Here is a 12,686-nt window from a genome sequence, read left to right as displayed (position 1 = left end):
TGCGTCAGAGGGTCGTGTTGACCTTGATCTGACCGTCGACGATCTTCTTCTTGGCCTCGTCGATCTGGGCCTGGATGTCCTTGAGGTGGTCACCCGTGGTGGTCAGCGAGACACCGTCCTCGGCGAGCGAGTAGGTGTGCACGCCGGTCGACGGCTTGCCGTCCTTGACGGACTCGACGAGCTCGAAGACGCCGGTGTCGACGTTCTTGACCATCGAGGTCATGATCGAGCCGGCGTACTTGGACAGGGCCGGGTCCTTGGCCTGGTCCGAGTCGACGCCGATCGCCCAGGCGCCGGGCTTCGCGGCGACGGCCTCGATGGCACCGGCACCGGAGCCGCCCGCGGCGGCGTAGATGACGTCGATGCCCTTGTCGAGCATGCCCTTGGCGGCGGCCTTGCCCTTGTCCGGGGCACCGAAGCCGGAGAAGTCCGTACCGGTGGAGAGGTACTGGATCGTGACCGAGGCGTTCGGCTTGGTGTCCTTGACGCCCTGCTGGAAGCCGGCGGCGAACTTCTTGATCAGCGGGGTGTCGACGCCGCCGATGAAGCCGATCTTGCCGTCCTTGGACTTCAGAGCGGCCGCGACACCGGCGAGGTACGAGCCCTGCTCCTCGGTGAAGACGATCGAGTCGACGTTCTTCGCCTCGGAGACCGAGTCGACCAGGCCGAAGGTGGTCTTCGGGAACTTCGCGGCGACCTTGTCGATGGCGTCCTTGTAGGCGAAGCCGACACCGATGACCGGGTTGTAGCCGCCCTCGGCGAGGGAGGAGAGGCGCTGCTCGCGGTCGGCCGGGGTCTCACCGGTCTTGGCGGTGAGCTCCTTGGTCTCGACACCGAGGTCGGCCTTGGCCTTGTCGAGACCGCGCGCGGCGGAGTCGTTGAAGGAGTTGTCGCCACGACCACCGACGTCGTAGGCCATGCCGACCTTGATGGAGCCCGAGTCGGAGCCCGTGTCCTCGGTGGAGGACTCCCCGCAGGCGGTGGCAGTGAGAGCGAGAGCCGCAGTGACAGCACACGCGGCGGTGATCTTGGATACCCGGCGCACGAGGAGGTCCCTTCAAGACTGACCGAAAGCGCCTCTTCCGGCGCTGGTTTCGGGCGATCGTAACGCGCGTAGATGTCAGTTAAAGACCCGTTCATGAGTCGTTACCGGATCGACGCCCGCGGTCGTACCAGACGGTAGCGGCACGGGGACGGTCCGACACCCGACGCGGGCGGCGGGACCGCGAGGTGACGCCCCGGCCACCACCCTACGGGCGGCGGGGCCGCCGGGCGGGCGGCGACACCCCCGGCTCTCCCACTGCCCGGAACCGACCCGGAACCGGGCCGGAATCGACCCGGAATCGGGCCCGAAGCAGCCCGCGGCCGACCCGGAATCGGCCCCGAACCAGCCCGGATTCCACCCTGAACCGCCCGTGCTCGGCCCCTGCTCAGCCCCTGCGGTCGAGCAGGGCCGCGGCCGTGAAGAGTTCGACGGCCGCCTCGATGCAGCGCTCGTCCACGTCGAAGTCGCCCGTGTGCAGGTCACGGACGCGGGTGTCGCCGGGGGTACGGACGCCCAGGCGGGCCATGGCGCCGGGGACGTGCTCCAGATACCAGGAGAAGTCCTCGCCGCCGAGGCTCTGCTCGGTGTCCTCGATCGCATACGGTCCGCGGCGGGCGGTCATCGCGTCGGCGAGGAGCTCGGTGACGACCGGGTCGTTGACGACCGGGGGGACGCCCCGGACGTAGTTGACCGTCGACTTCGCGCGGTGCAGGGTCGCGATCTCGTCGATCGCCGCGTGGACCACGTCGGGCGCGTCGCGCCAGGTCGGCAGGTCGAGGCAGCGGACGGTGCCGGAGAGCTCGGCGTGCTGCGGGATGACGTTGCAGGCGTGGCCCGCCTCGATGCGCCCCCAGGTGACCGAGAGGCCCGACCGGGCGTCGACACGGCGGGCCAGCACGGCGGGGACGTCGGTGGCGACGCGGGCGACGGCGGTGACGAGGTCGGTGGTGAGGTGCGGGCGGGCGGTGTGACCGCCGGGACCGTCAAGGGTGATTTCCAGCCGGTCGCAGGCCGAGGTGATGGGGCCGGACCGGATCCCGATCTTCCCCGCGTCCACCTTCGGGTCGCAGTGGACGGCGATGATGCGGCCGACGCCGTCGAGCACTCCGGCCTCGACCGCGTCGGCGGCGCCGCCGGGCAGCACTTCCTCGGCGGGCTGGAAGAGGAGCCGCACCGCGTGCGGGAGGAGGCCCTGCCGGTCGAGTTCGGCGAGGACGAGCCCGGCGCCGAGGACGGTGGTGGTGTGGACGTCGTGTCCGCAGGCATGGGCCCGGTTGGCCACGGTGGAGCGGTAGTCGACGGTCTTCACGTCGGGGATGGGCAGCGCGTCGATGTCGGCGCGGATCGCGAGCATCGGGCGGCCGCGGTCCGGGGTGCCGATGTCACAGATGAGCCCGGTGCCGCCCGGCAGGACCTTCGGCGCGAGGCCGGCCACCTCCAGGCGGGCCTTGAGCGCGGCGGTCGTACGGAACTCCTGGTTGCCGAGCTCGGGGTGCATGTGCAAGTCCCTGCGGAAGGCGATCAGTTCGGCGCGCAGGGGTGCGGACAGCGTTCCGGGCAGGGTGACGGAGCCTGGCTCACGGGACTTCAACTGGTTCACCTTTTGAAGGGTAGGCCCCCTACGCGGTCAACTGCCCGTTGATCACGAAAAGTTCAGCCCGTTAGGGGAAAGAATCTCGGTTTGGCAGGCATGAAGCCCCTTCCGTGTGGGTACGCTCGGCCGAATTCGACCCGGTTGGTCCGTCAGGCCGTTCCCGTGACCCCTGTGGCCCCGGTGACCCGTGCGGTGAGCCGGTCGACCTCGTGGGCCGCCGTGCCCGCCACTCCGGACAGGAAGCCCTGGGCGCGCGGTGACGCGGTCGCCCGCAGCCACTCGGGCGCGACCTCGATCACGGCGACCTTGACCCCCGTACCGGCGAGGGCCAGCGGCAGGGTGTGGACGACCGTGGACGGGAAGCTGACGACCGTCCGGCCGATCGGGCCGCGGCGGGCGATCAGCTCCAGGGGCAGGTCGGGCCTGACCACCTGGAGGCCGGTGTCGACCGCGATGCGGTGCAGCTTCTCGGCGCTCTCGCGGCGGTGCGCGAAGTAGCGGGTCGCGCCGTGGGCGCGGGCCAGTTCCGCGACCACGCGCGCGTAGTGGTCGGCGTCGACCACGCCCGTCTCGACGAGCGAGGTGCCCACCAGGTCCGCGCCGCCGGTCAGCAGCGGGGGGCCGAAGCGGGCCCGGGTCCAGGCGTAGGTGTTCTCCGTGACCTCGATGCCGGCCGGGGTCTCGACGGGCAGCGACGTGAAGATCTCGACCGTACGGCGGCGGGCCGGGGCGAGGCGCCGCCGGGCCAGCGAGGTCACCGGCGCGAGGACCAGCTCGCGCGGGCCCAGGTTGCCCTTGCGGTGCCAGCGCACCAGGCGCTCGCCGCGGCCGATCTGGGCGGCGAACTCCATGGTCGCGGTGCCGTCGTCGACCACGGTCAGGTGCCGGGGCGAGAAGAGCGACAGGAGCAGCTGTACGTAGCGGGAGAACGGGTCGCCGATGATGACCCGCTCCGCCCGGCGCAGCGGCGGGGCGAGCTGCCGCAGGGTGCGGACGAGCGCGCCCCGGCCGCCGCGGGCCTCCTGCCAGTGGACGGTGAGGCCCTCGTCGCGGGCCAGCTGGGCCATCCGGCGCAGCTGGCCACGCGACATGGGGTCGGTCGGCGAGAGGACGACGACCGTGAGGGCGGGCGCGGTGCGCGCCGCCCCCGGGGTGGGGGCGGACGCTGCCCCCGGGGCGGTGGCGTCCGTGGTGCGGGACGCCGGGGCTGACGTGCTGACGGGCTCGTCCGGAGCGGAGGCTCCGGGTGCGGGCGCCGCGCCGGGCGCCCGGTCGGGCGCCTGCGTGTGCGCCCATTCCAGGACATTGAGGAGCTGGACCGGGCTCTCGACGAACGCCAGCTGCCCGGTCATGCGGCGACGAGCCCCTGGACCCGGCGGAGCTTCTTCATCGGGCCGAGCTCCGACTCGTAGACCTTCTTGACGCCGTCACCGAGGGCGGTCTCGATGGTGCGGATGTCGCGGACGAGGCGCTGGAGGCCCTGCGGCTCGACGGAGGCGGCCTGGTCGGAGCCCCACATGGCGCGGTCGAGGGTGATGTGGCGCTCGACGAAGGTGGCACCGAGGGCGACGGCGGCGAGGGTGGTCTGCAGGCCGGTCTCGTGGCCGGAATAGCCGATCGGGACGTTCGGGTACTCGTCCTTCAGCGTGTTGATCACACGGAGGTTGAGCTCCTCGGCCTTGGCCGGGTAGGTCGAGGTGGCGTGGCAGAGCAGGATGTTGTCCGAGCCGAGGACCTCGACCGCGTGGCGGATCTGCTTCGGGGTGGACATGCCCGTGGAGAGGATGACCGTACGGCCGGTGGCGCGCAGGGCGCGGAGCAGCTCGTCGTCGGTGAGGGACGCGGAGGCGACCTTGTGGGCGGGGACGTCGAACTTCTCCAGGAAGGCGACGGCCTCGGTGTCCCACGGGGAGGCGAACCAGTCGATGCCGCGCTTCTTGCAGTGCTCGTCGATGGCGCGGTACTCGTCCTCGCCGAACTCCACGCGGTGACGGTAGTCGATGTACGTCATCCGGCCCCAGGGGGTGTCGCGCTCGATGTCCCACTGGTCTCGCGGGGTGCAGATCTCCGGGGTGCGCTTCTGGAACTTGACGGCGTCACAGCCGGCCTCGGCGGCGACGTCGACGAGCGCGAGGGCGTTCTCGAGCTCGCCGTTGTGGTTGATGCCGATCTCGCCCGTGATGTAGACGGGCTGACCCGGGCCGGCGGTCTTCTCGCCGAAGGTGCGCAGACGAGTGCTCATGGTGCTGTTCCTTACGAGTTGGGAATGCGGGGGGGCGGGGGTGTCGAGCTCGGGTCCGAGGAGCCAGGCCGCGATCTCGCGGATCGCTCCGAAGCCACCGGGGGTGGCGGTGACCGCACGGGCCGCGGCCCGCACGGAGTCGTGGGCGCTGCTCACCGCGACGGGCCAGCCGACGAGGTGGAAGCAGGGCAGGTCGTTGACGTCGTTGCCGGCGTAGAGCACGCGCTGCGGGTCGATGCCCTCGGCGTCGCACCACTCCTTGAGGGCCCGGTCCTTGCGGTCGATGCCGTGCAGGACGGGGATCTTGAGCTTGCGGGCGCGGGCGGCGACGACGGCGTTCTGTTCGGTGGAGAGGATGAGGACGGGCAGGCCGGCGCGGCGCAGGGCCGCGATGCCGAGGCCGTCGCCGCGGTGCGCGGAGACGAACTCGCGTCCCTCGGCGTCGAGGTGGACCCGGTCGTCGGTCTGCGTGCCGTCGAAGTCGAGGACGACCGCGTCGACGTCGCCGAAGCCGGGGGTGGCGGGCTCGTCGAGGAGCGGCGCGAGGGCCTTGGCGCGGGCGAGGTCGTGCGGGTCGTCGATCTCCAGGACCCGGGCGGGGTCGGTGACGACGAGCGCGGTGCGGCCGAAGAAGCGGTGTCCGTGGGTACGGAAGCCGGCCGCGTCCATCGCGTAGACGGCCCCGGTCTCCAGGTACTCGGGCTCCCGGTCCTGGCGGCGGGGGCGGTGCGCCTTGTCGTGGTTGACGCCGGTGGCGCCGTCCTCGGCGTCGGGGCCGGAGGCCGCGCGCCAGAGGAAGCCGTGGGACGGGGCCGCCGTGAAGGCCGTGTCGGCGGCGCCGGAGGTGACGCGCTCGACGGTCTCGGCGACCTCGGCGGAGGTGAGGAAGGGGCTGGTGCACTGGACGAGGAGGACGACGTCGGCCGGGCGGCCGTGGGTGGCCTCGAAGGCGTCCATCGCGTGCAGGACGGCGGCCTCGCTGGTCGCGGTGTCGCCCGCGATCTCGGCGGGGCGGTGCACGGCCTCGGCCCCGGCGGTGCGGGCCGCCGCCGCGATGGCGGAGTCGTCGGTGGAGACCACGACGTGGGTGACCGGGCGGGCGCCGAGGCAGGCGCGGACGGCGCGGGCCACGAGCGGGACGCCGGCCACCGGGGCGAGGTTCTTGGCGGGAACGCCCTTCGAGCCTCCCCTGGCGGGGATCACGGCGAGCACGGTGGCGGTGTGCTTCGGGTGCGTCGTCATCAGAGTTCTCCCAGCCGGCGGATGACGGGGGCCACGCGCTGCACGCCGTGCCGGTACGCGCCTCGCGCCGCGTCCCGGACGATCCGGCGCAGGCCGCTCTCGCGGGGTTCCTGCGCGGTGACGTCCAGCCGGTGGCGGGCGAGGATCCCGGGCAGGTAGCCGGGGGCCGTCTCCGCTGTGTAGTAGGGGGTGATCGGGGGCAGCGCGGGAAGCGCCAGGAGCTCGGTGACCCGGTCGCGGGCCGCGTCGTACGAGCCGTCGGACGCCACGCCCTGCCGGGCGAGCCAGGTCTCGTCCGGTATCGGGACGAGACCCTTGTCGAGCGCCTCGAAGGAGGCGAGCAGGCCGGAGCCGACGAAGTGGTGGTTGCCGAGCGCCTCGCGGACCCCGACGTCGGTGAGGATCGCGGTGGGGATCCGGCGGTGGAGCGCTTCGAGCGCGGCCGTGGAGGAGACGGTGACCAGGAGGTCGGTCCGGTCGAGGACCTCGCCCATGTGTCCGTACACGAGACGGAAGTTGGCGGGCGGGTCGAGGTCGCGGACCAGCTTCTGGAAGGGGAACTCCTCCAGGTGCGTGGTGTGTTCGCCCGGCTTGGAGCGGAGCTTGAGGAGCACCTCGCGGCCCGGGTGGAGGCGGGCGTGGTCGATCAGCCGCCGCAGGACGTACGTCCGCTCGGCCCGGGTGGCGGGCACGGACGGCTGGGCGGCGAAGACGAGGGTGTCGCGGCCGGCCTCGGGGGTGTGCGGGGCGCCGCCGAGGAAGGGCAGCGCGGCCTCGACGACCGATTCGGAGCCGGCGCCCACACCCTCGTACACGGCGCGGAAACGCTCGGCGTCGTGCCGGGAGTTGGCGAGGACGACGTCGGCGCCGTGGCGCAGGAGGAGCCCGTCGGTGAGCTTCTCGTAGACCACGCCGACATAGCCGGTGACGATCACCGGGCGCCGCTCCAGGGCCAGGTCGGCAAGGCCTTGGAGGACGGCCCGGACGGTGCCGCCGACCAGGGCGAGGACGAGGACGTCGTATCCCTCGCCGCGCTCCTCCGCGTCCCGTACGGCACGGAGGAAGTCCGCGCCCGTCACCTCGCGCGGGGTGGTCGTGGACACCCCGGTCTCGGCGAGCTGGCGCGGGGTGGGTGTGGCCCGTCCGCGCAGGACGAATCCGGTGGGTTCGGCTGTCGCCGTGGTGATGCGGCGCGCCGTGAGGGCGCCCCATTTCCACCGGGTGTCGGAGTCGGCGAGTACGGCTACTCGTACTGCCTCGTTGGTACTTGCTGGCACGTCGAGGACGCTAGAAGGGCATTTCGCTTTCCGGCCCAACTGAGACACAACAACGGGTGAACAGCGCCTCTCCGACGTGTTAAACAGGTCGGATTCCGGCCGGAATCGGTGCGGAGTGGGGCCGGATTTCCCTGCGGGTAAAGGCGGTTAATCGGCCCGCCGCTTGGTGTTCACCGAATATCCCCCCATCGGTCGGGGGGAGTGCCGGGTCGGCGCCTAGCGTCGGCCACGTGGTCAAGCTCTCCGTGGTCGTGCCGTTCTACAACGTGCAGACATATGCCCCCGACACCCTCACCAGCCTGCGTGCCAACGCCCGCGAGGACGTCGAGTTCCTCCTTGTCGACGACTGCTCGTCCGACGGGACTCCCGAGCTCCTCGAACGGGCCGTACGCGACGTCCCGGGTGCCGTCCTGCTCAGGCACGAACGCAACGAAGGACTCGCCACCGCCCGCAACACGGGCCTCGACGCGGCCCGCGGCGAGTACGTGACCTTCCTCGACGGGGACGACTGGCTCTCCGCCGGCTACTACGGGCGGCTCGTCGCCGCCATGGACGAGCTGGGCTGCGACTTCCTGCGCACCGGCCACGTCTCCGTCTCCGGCCGCAGCCGCAAGGTCCGAGGGGTCCCGGTCCCCCGCCTCGGCGAGGTCCTCGACCCGCGCGACGCGATACTGCCCGCCCACCGGACGACCTCCGTCGACTACCCGTACGCGTGGGCCGGGATCTACCACCGGCGGCTCCTGGAGCGCGGGCTCCTCCACTTCCCGCACGGCCTGCGGACGGCCGAGGACCGGCCCTGGATCTGGAAGCTGCACCGCGAGGCGGAATCGTTCGCGGCGATCGGGGAGCTCGGCGTCTTCTACCGGCGCGGAGTGGCGACCTCGCTCACGCAGATCGGCGATGTCCGGCAATTGGATTTCATCCGCGCATTCGACCAGGTGATCGAGGAAACGGCGAAGGACCGGGACGCGGACCTTCTTCTCCCGAAAGCCGTGCGCACTTATTGCGCGCTGATTTCCCATCACATCGGCGGGATCGGACGATTCGAACCCGAGGTGGCCCGCCAGTTGAAGGCGATGAGCGCGGGAGCACTGCGCCGGATGCCGCAGGGGGTCCTCGACGAGGCCCTGACGTCGATGGGCGGGGACCGCGCGACGCTGCTGCGCAAGCTGCGGAGGCAGCGCCCGGCACCGCCACCGGCGGCACCGGATCCGACACCCGTGTCGGTGTCGGTGTCCACGGCGGAGACGGTGGCGGAGCCGGTCTCCACCACCGCTGCGACCCGTTCCCCGGAGGTGGCGGCATGAGCGCCCGACGGACCACACAGATCTTCTGCGCCTCCACCCTCTACGGGGCGGCGACCCTGGCCGCCGCGCTGGACAGCGGCTGCTTCGGCCGCGCCGACCGCCGGATCCTGCTCGTCACCAACAACGCCGCCGTGCCCGAGACGACCCCGGCCGTCGACGAGGCCGACGGCTTCGAGCGGCTGCGCGGCCGCTTCGACTCCGTCCTGTCCTGGAACGAGACGATCTCCCCGCTCCACCCCGCCGGCTGGATGCCCCGGGGACAGGACATGCCGATGCTCCAGCGCCATCTGCGGCGGATCTGGGAGCTCGGCGACGACCGGGTCGAGCTCGCCCTGGAATCCCTCCAGGTGACGCCCGCGCTGGCCATCGCGCACCTGCTGCCGGAAGCGCCGATCACGGTGTACGCCGACGGTCTCATGAGCTACGGCCCGACCCGTAACAAGATCGACCCGCTGATCGGCGGACGGGTCCGCAGGCTGCTCCACCTGGACCTCGTCCCCGGGCTCGAACCGCTGCTGCTCGCCGAGTTCGGAGCGGTGCCGGAGGCCGTACCGGTGGAGGCCTTCACGAGGGTCGTCGAGGAACTCTCCGGCCCGGGCGCCGGCGCCGGCGGCGAGGGCCCCGCGCTCCTCCTCGGCCAGTACCTGGCCGCCCTGAATCTGGTCACCGCCGCCGAGGAGGAGGAGCTGCACCTGCGGATGGTCCGCGGCGCCATCGCCCGCGGCCACCGGAAGCTCGTCTTCAAGCCGCACCCGACCGCCCCCGACGCCTGGTCACGGGCGCTCGTGGACGAGGCCGCGCGGCTCGGTGCCGAACTGACCGTCGAGGACCGGACCGTGCTCGCCGAGGTGCTCTACCGCGAGCTGCGGCCCGCCCTCGTCGTCGGCTGCTTCTCCACGGCGCTGCTCACGGCGCAGTCCTTCTACGGGCTGCCGGTCGCCCGGGTCGGTACGGGCGCGCTCCTGGAGCGGCTCACCCCCTTCCAGAACAGCAACCGGATCCCGCTCACCGTGGTGGACGCGGTCGTCCCGCCCCTGGAGGAGGGCGGCGCGGACGAGCCGGCCGGGCCGGTCGCGGACGTGGCGGAGCTGAACGACCTGGTCGCCGCCGTCGGCTTCGCGATGCAGCCGAAGATAAGGGCCGACCTGCGGGAGGCCGCGGCACGGCACCTGTCGGGCCCGCACGCCGAGCGCACCCGGCACCACTTCACCCGCCGGCGCCTCACCGTCCTGAACCTGCCGGGCGGGCTCCCCCTGCCCCGGCATCCGCAGGTCCGCCGCCTGGCGCGCCGCGCGCTGCGGCTCCGCAAGGAGCTGCGCAAGCGCGGCGCCGCCCGGAAGTAGGCGGCCGAAAAGAGGAGGGGCCCGGGAACCCGTGCGGGGGTCCCGGGCCCCTCCTCCTTTGCCTCAGGCACGGACGATCAGGCGTGGACGATCAGGCGCGGACGATCGACTCCTGGAGCTCCGTCACCCACTGCGACCGGTCCTCCGGGCACTCCAGGTACAGCTCGCGCGCGTAGTGCTGCGTCGCGTAGCCGTTGGTCTCCACCCAGCGGGCCAGGGTCTGCGCGGTCGGCAGGATGTCGTCCATCGAACCCCGGTGGACGATGGTCGCGGCCTCCTCGATGCCGGGCAGGACGTGCACCAGGACGCCCTCCACGACGGTCCCCTCGGGGACGGTCATGCCGGCGTGCACGAGGACGGAACCGTCCCCCTTGCCCGCGTCCTCGTAGTACGCGATCCCCGGACCGAAGTCGGTGAGACCCGCGGCCTCCAGGCGGCCGCACAGCTCGTCGTACAGCGGGCCGATGGCGGGGCCGATGTCGTGCGGGCCGAAGCTCGCGGCGACCGTGCTCAGTTCGGCGATCCGCACGGCGGGGATCTTCTTGACGACGACGTCCTGAGTGGACATGCGTCCCTCCGTCTCGATGGCTCGGAGCCGCGCACCGACCTGGGTGAGCCGGGCCCGCGCCGCCTCCAGGGCCGCTTCCAGCTCGGCCTGGCGCAGACGCAGCATGCCCCGCAGCTCGTCCGCGTCGATCTGCTCGTCGAGGATCGCCCCCACCTGTTCGAGGGTGAAGCCGAGGTCCTTGAGCGCGATGACGCGGTTGAGCCGGGCGAGCTGCTCCGCGGTGTAGAAGCGGTAGCCCGTGTGCGGGTCGACCCGGGCCGGGCGCAGCAGTCCGATGGCGTCGTAGTGGCGCAGCATCCGGACCGACACCCGCCCGTGCCGGGCGAAGTCTCCGATGATGAACATGACGACCCCTACGGAACGGCCTCACACGGTGTCAGGGTCAAGCGGCGCTGCTGAGCGAGAGCTTCGCGGCGAAACCGAGGAAGAGCGCGCCCGCCGCCGAGGTCGCCCCCGCGGACAGCCGGCGACGGCTCCGGAACGCGGCGGCGAGCCGCGTCCCGCCGAAGATCAGGGTCGTCAGGTAGAGGAAGCTGCCGAGCTGGAGCAGCGTGCCGAGGACCAGGAAGGAGAGCGCCGGGTAGGCGTACGCCGGGTCCACGAACTGCACGAAGAACGAGATCAGGAAGAGGATCGCCTTCGGGTTGAACAGGCTGATGAGCAGCGCGCGGCGGTAGGGACGCTCGGCCGGCCCGGCCGCGGCCTGCTCGGCCTCCTCGCCCTCCGCCCCGCCCCGGTCGCGCCACATCGACCAGGCGGCCCGCAGCATCCCGTACGCCATCCAGGCCAGGTAGCCCGCGCCCGCGTACTTCACGACGGTGAAGAGGAGCGGGGTGGTCTGGAGGAGGGAGGCCGCGCCGAGCGCGGCCAGCGTCATCAGGACCGCGTCCCCGGTGAAGACCCCGGCGGCGGCCTTGTACGCGGTCCGCGTGCCCTTGCGGGCGGCGACGGACAGCACGTACAGGGAGTTCGGCCCCGGCAGCAGGATGATGAGGACGAGCCCCACGAGATAGGTCGGCAGATCGGTGACACCCAACATGAAGCGGAGTGTCGCACACGAGTACGACACTCCGCTGTGACCTGCGTGACCTGCGTCTACGCGGCCTGAAGGGCTAGAACGCGTCGGTCGGGACGTAGGTGCCCCAGACCTCGCGCAGGGCGTTGCAGACCTCGCCGACGGTGGCGCGGGCCTTGAGCGCGTCCTTCATCGGGTAGAGGACGTTGTCCGTGCCCTCCGCCGCCTTCTTCAGCTCGACGAGCGCCGCGTCGACGGCGGCCTGGTCGCGGTCGGCGCGGAGCCTGGCGAGGCGTTCGGCCTGCTGGGCCTCGATCGCCGGGTCGACGCGGAGGGGCTCGTAGGGCTCCTCGACGTCGATCGTGTAGCGGTTGACGCCGACGACGACCCGCTCGCCGCTGTCGGTCTCCTGCGCGATCCGGTAGGCCGAGCGCTCGATCTCGTTCTTCTGGAAGCCGCGCTCGATGGCGGCGACGGCGCCGCCCATGTCCTCGACCTTGGCCATCAGCTCAAGGGCCGCGGCCTCGACGTCGTCCGTCATCTTCTCGACCACGTACGAGCCGGCGAACGGGTCCACCGTCGCCGTCACGTCCGTCTCGTAGGCGAGGACCTGCTGCGTACGCAGNGACGTCGTCCGTCATCTTCTCGACCACGTACGAGCCGGCGAACGGGTCCACCGTCGCCGTCACGTCCGTCTCGTAGGCGAGGACCTGCTGCGTACGCAGCGCGAGGCGGGCCGACTTGTCGGTCGGGAGGGCGATGGCCTCGTCGAAGGAGTTCGTGTGGAGCGACTGCGTACCGCCGAGCACGGCCGCCAGGCCCTGGACGGCGACGCGGACCAGGTTGACCTCGGGCTGCTGGGCGGTCAGCTGGACGCCGGCGGTCTGGGTGTGGAAGCGGAGCATCAGCGACTTGGGGTTCTTCGCGCCGAACTCCTCCTTCATCACCCGCGCCCAGATCCGGCGGGCCGCACGGAACTTCGCGACCTCTTCCAGGATCGTCGTCCGCGCGACGAAGAAGAACGACAGACGCGGAGCGAAGTCGTCGACGTCC

General features: G+C 71.8%; 10 protein-coding genes and 2 pseudogenes. 2 read left to right on the top strand and 10 right to left on the bottom strand.

Going from position 1 to position 12,686, the window contains the following annotated elements:
* Positions 1–4: 4 nt before the first annotated feature.
* The 6 genes and pseudogenes from ASC82_RS03880 to ASC82_RS03855 all read right to left on the bottom strand — a co-directional run bounded on the left by ASC82_RS03880 (position 5) and on the right by ASC82_RS03855 (position 7,400).
* The gene (locus tag ASC82_RS03880) at positions 5–1,045 is read right to left on the bottom strand and encodes a BMP family ABC transporter substrate-binding protein (protein WP_056641587.1); all 1,041 of its coding nucleotides are present in this window, start codon (positions 1,043–1,045) and stop codon (positions 5–7) included.
* A gap of 385 nt (positions 1,046–1,430) precedes the next feature.
* Positions 1,431–2,645 carry an amidohydrolase gene (locus ASC82_RS03875; protein ID WP_056641583.1) on the bottom strand — a complete coding sequence of 405 codons (1,215 nt, stop codon included), beginning with the start codon at positions 2,643–2,645 and terminating at the stop codon, positions 1,431–1,433.
* Positions 2,646–2,788: 143 nt separating this feature from the next.
* On the bottom strand, positions 2,789–3,991 hold the full coding sequence (locus tag ASC82_RS03870) for a hypothetical protein (RefSeq protein ID WP_056641581.1): 1,203 nt from the start codon (positions 3,989–3,991) through the stop codon (positions 2,789–2,791).
* On the bottom strand, positions 3,988–4,881 hold the full coding sequence (locus ASC82_RS30525; protein ID WP_056641716.1) for an N-acetylneuraminate synthase family protein: 894 nt from the start codon (positions 4,879–4,881) through the stop codon (positions 3,988–3,990). The genes ASC82_RS03870 and ASC82_RS30525 overlap by 4 nt, the downstream gene beginning before the upstream one ends.
* Before the next feature lie 39 nt (positions 4,882–4,920).
* A pseudogene (locus tag ASC82_RS30520) lies at positions 4,921–6,123 on the bottom strand (acylneuraminate cytidylyltransferase); the annotation flags it as partial.
* The gene (locus ASC82_RS03855) at positions 6,123–7,400 is read right to left on the bottom strand and encodes a DUF6716 putative glycosyltransferase (RefSeq protein ID WP_056641577.1); all 1,278 of its coding nucleotides are present in this window, start codon (positions 7,398–7,400) and stop codon (positions 6,123–6,125) included. The pseudogene ASC82_RS30520 and the gene ASC82_RS03855, both read right to left, overlap by 1 nt.
* A gap of 230 nt (positions 7,401–7,630) precedes the next feature.
* Between ASC82_RS03855 and ASC82_RS03850 the strand changes: the two genes are divergently transcribed.
* Both ASC82_RS03850 and ASC82_RS03845 read left to right on the top strand, forming a co-directional pair.
* Positions 7,631–8,707 (top strand): glycosyltransferase family 2 protein, encoded by a 1,077-nt coding sequence (locus tag ASC82_RS03850; RefSeq protein ID WP_079039018.1) that lies wholly within the window; start codon positions 7,631–7,633, stop codon positions 8,705–8,707.
* Positions 8,704–10,050: a polysialyltransferase family glycosyltransferase gene (locus tag ASC82_RS03845; protein WP_056641574.1), complete on the top strand. Its 1,347-nt coding sequence runs from the start codon at positions 8,704–8,706 to the stop codon at positions 10,048–10,050. The genes ASC82_RS03850 and ASC82_RS03845 overlap by 4 nt, the downstream gene beginning before the upstream one ends.
* Before the next feature lie 91 nt (positions 10,051–10,141).
* On the opposite strand, the gene ASC82_RS03840 is transcribed toward ASC82_RS03845, so the two are convergent.
* From ASC82_RS03840 to ASC82_RS30895, 4 genes and pseudogenes are all read right to left on the bottom strand, one after another.
* On the bottom strand, positions 10,142–10,963 hold the full coding sequence (locus ASC82_RS03840; protein ID WP_056641571.1) for a MerR family transcriptional regulator: 822 nt from the start codon (positions 10,961–10,963) through the stop codon (positions 10,142–10,144).
* Between the two features lie 37 nt (positions 10,964–11,000).
* Positions 11,001–11,657 carry a leucine efflux protein LeuE gene (gene leuE / locus ASC82_RS03835; protein ID WP_056641568.1) on the bottom strand — a complete coding sequence of 219 codons (657 nt, stop codon included), beginning with the start codon at positions 11,655–11,657 and terminating at the stop codon, positions 11,001–11,003.
* A gap of 73 nt (positions 11,658–11,730) precedes the next feature.
* Positions 11,731–12,258 (bottom strand): annotated as a pseudogene (locus tag ASC82_RS30900) (methylmalonyl-CoA mutase family protein); the annotation flags it as partial.
* Position 12,259: 1 nt separating this feature from the next.
* Positions 12,260–12,686, bottom strand: a 427-nt coding sequence (locus ASC82_RS30895; protein ID WP_277914770.1) for a methylmalonyl-CoA mutase family protein, incomplete at both ends; no start/stop codon positions are given.

This window comes from Streptomyces sp. Root431, from assembly GCF_001426585.1.
Classification (GTDB): Bacteria; Actinomycetota; Actinomycetes; order Streptomycetales; family Streptomycetaceae; genus Streptomyces; species Streptomyces stackebrandtii.
Note: the sequence above shows the minus strand (reverse complement) of the source record. Positions and strands in the feature narration are given on the sequence as shown.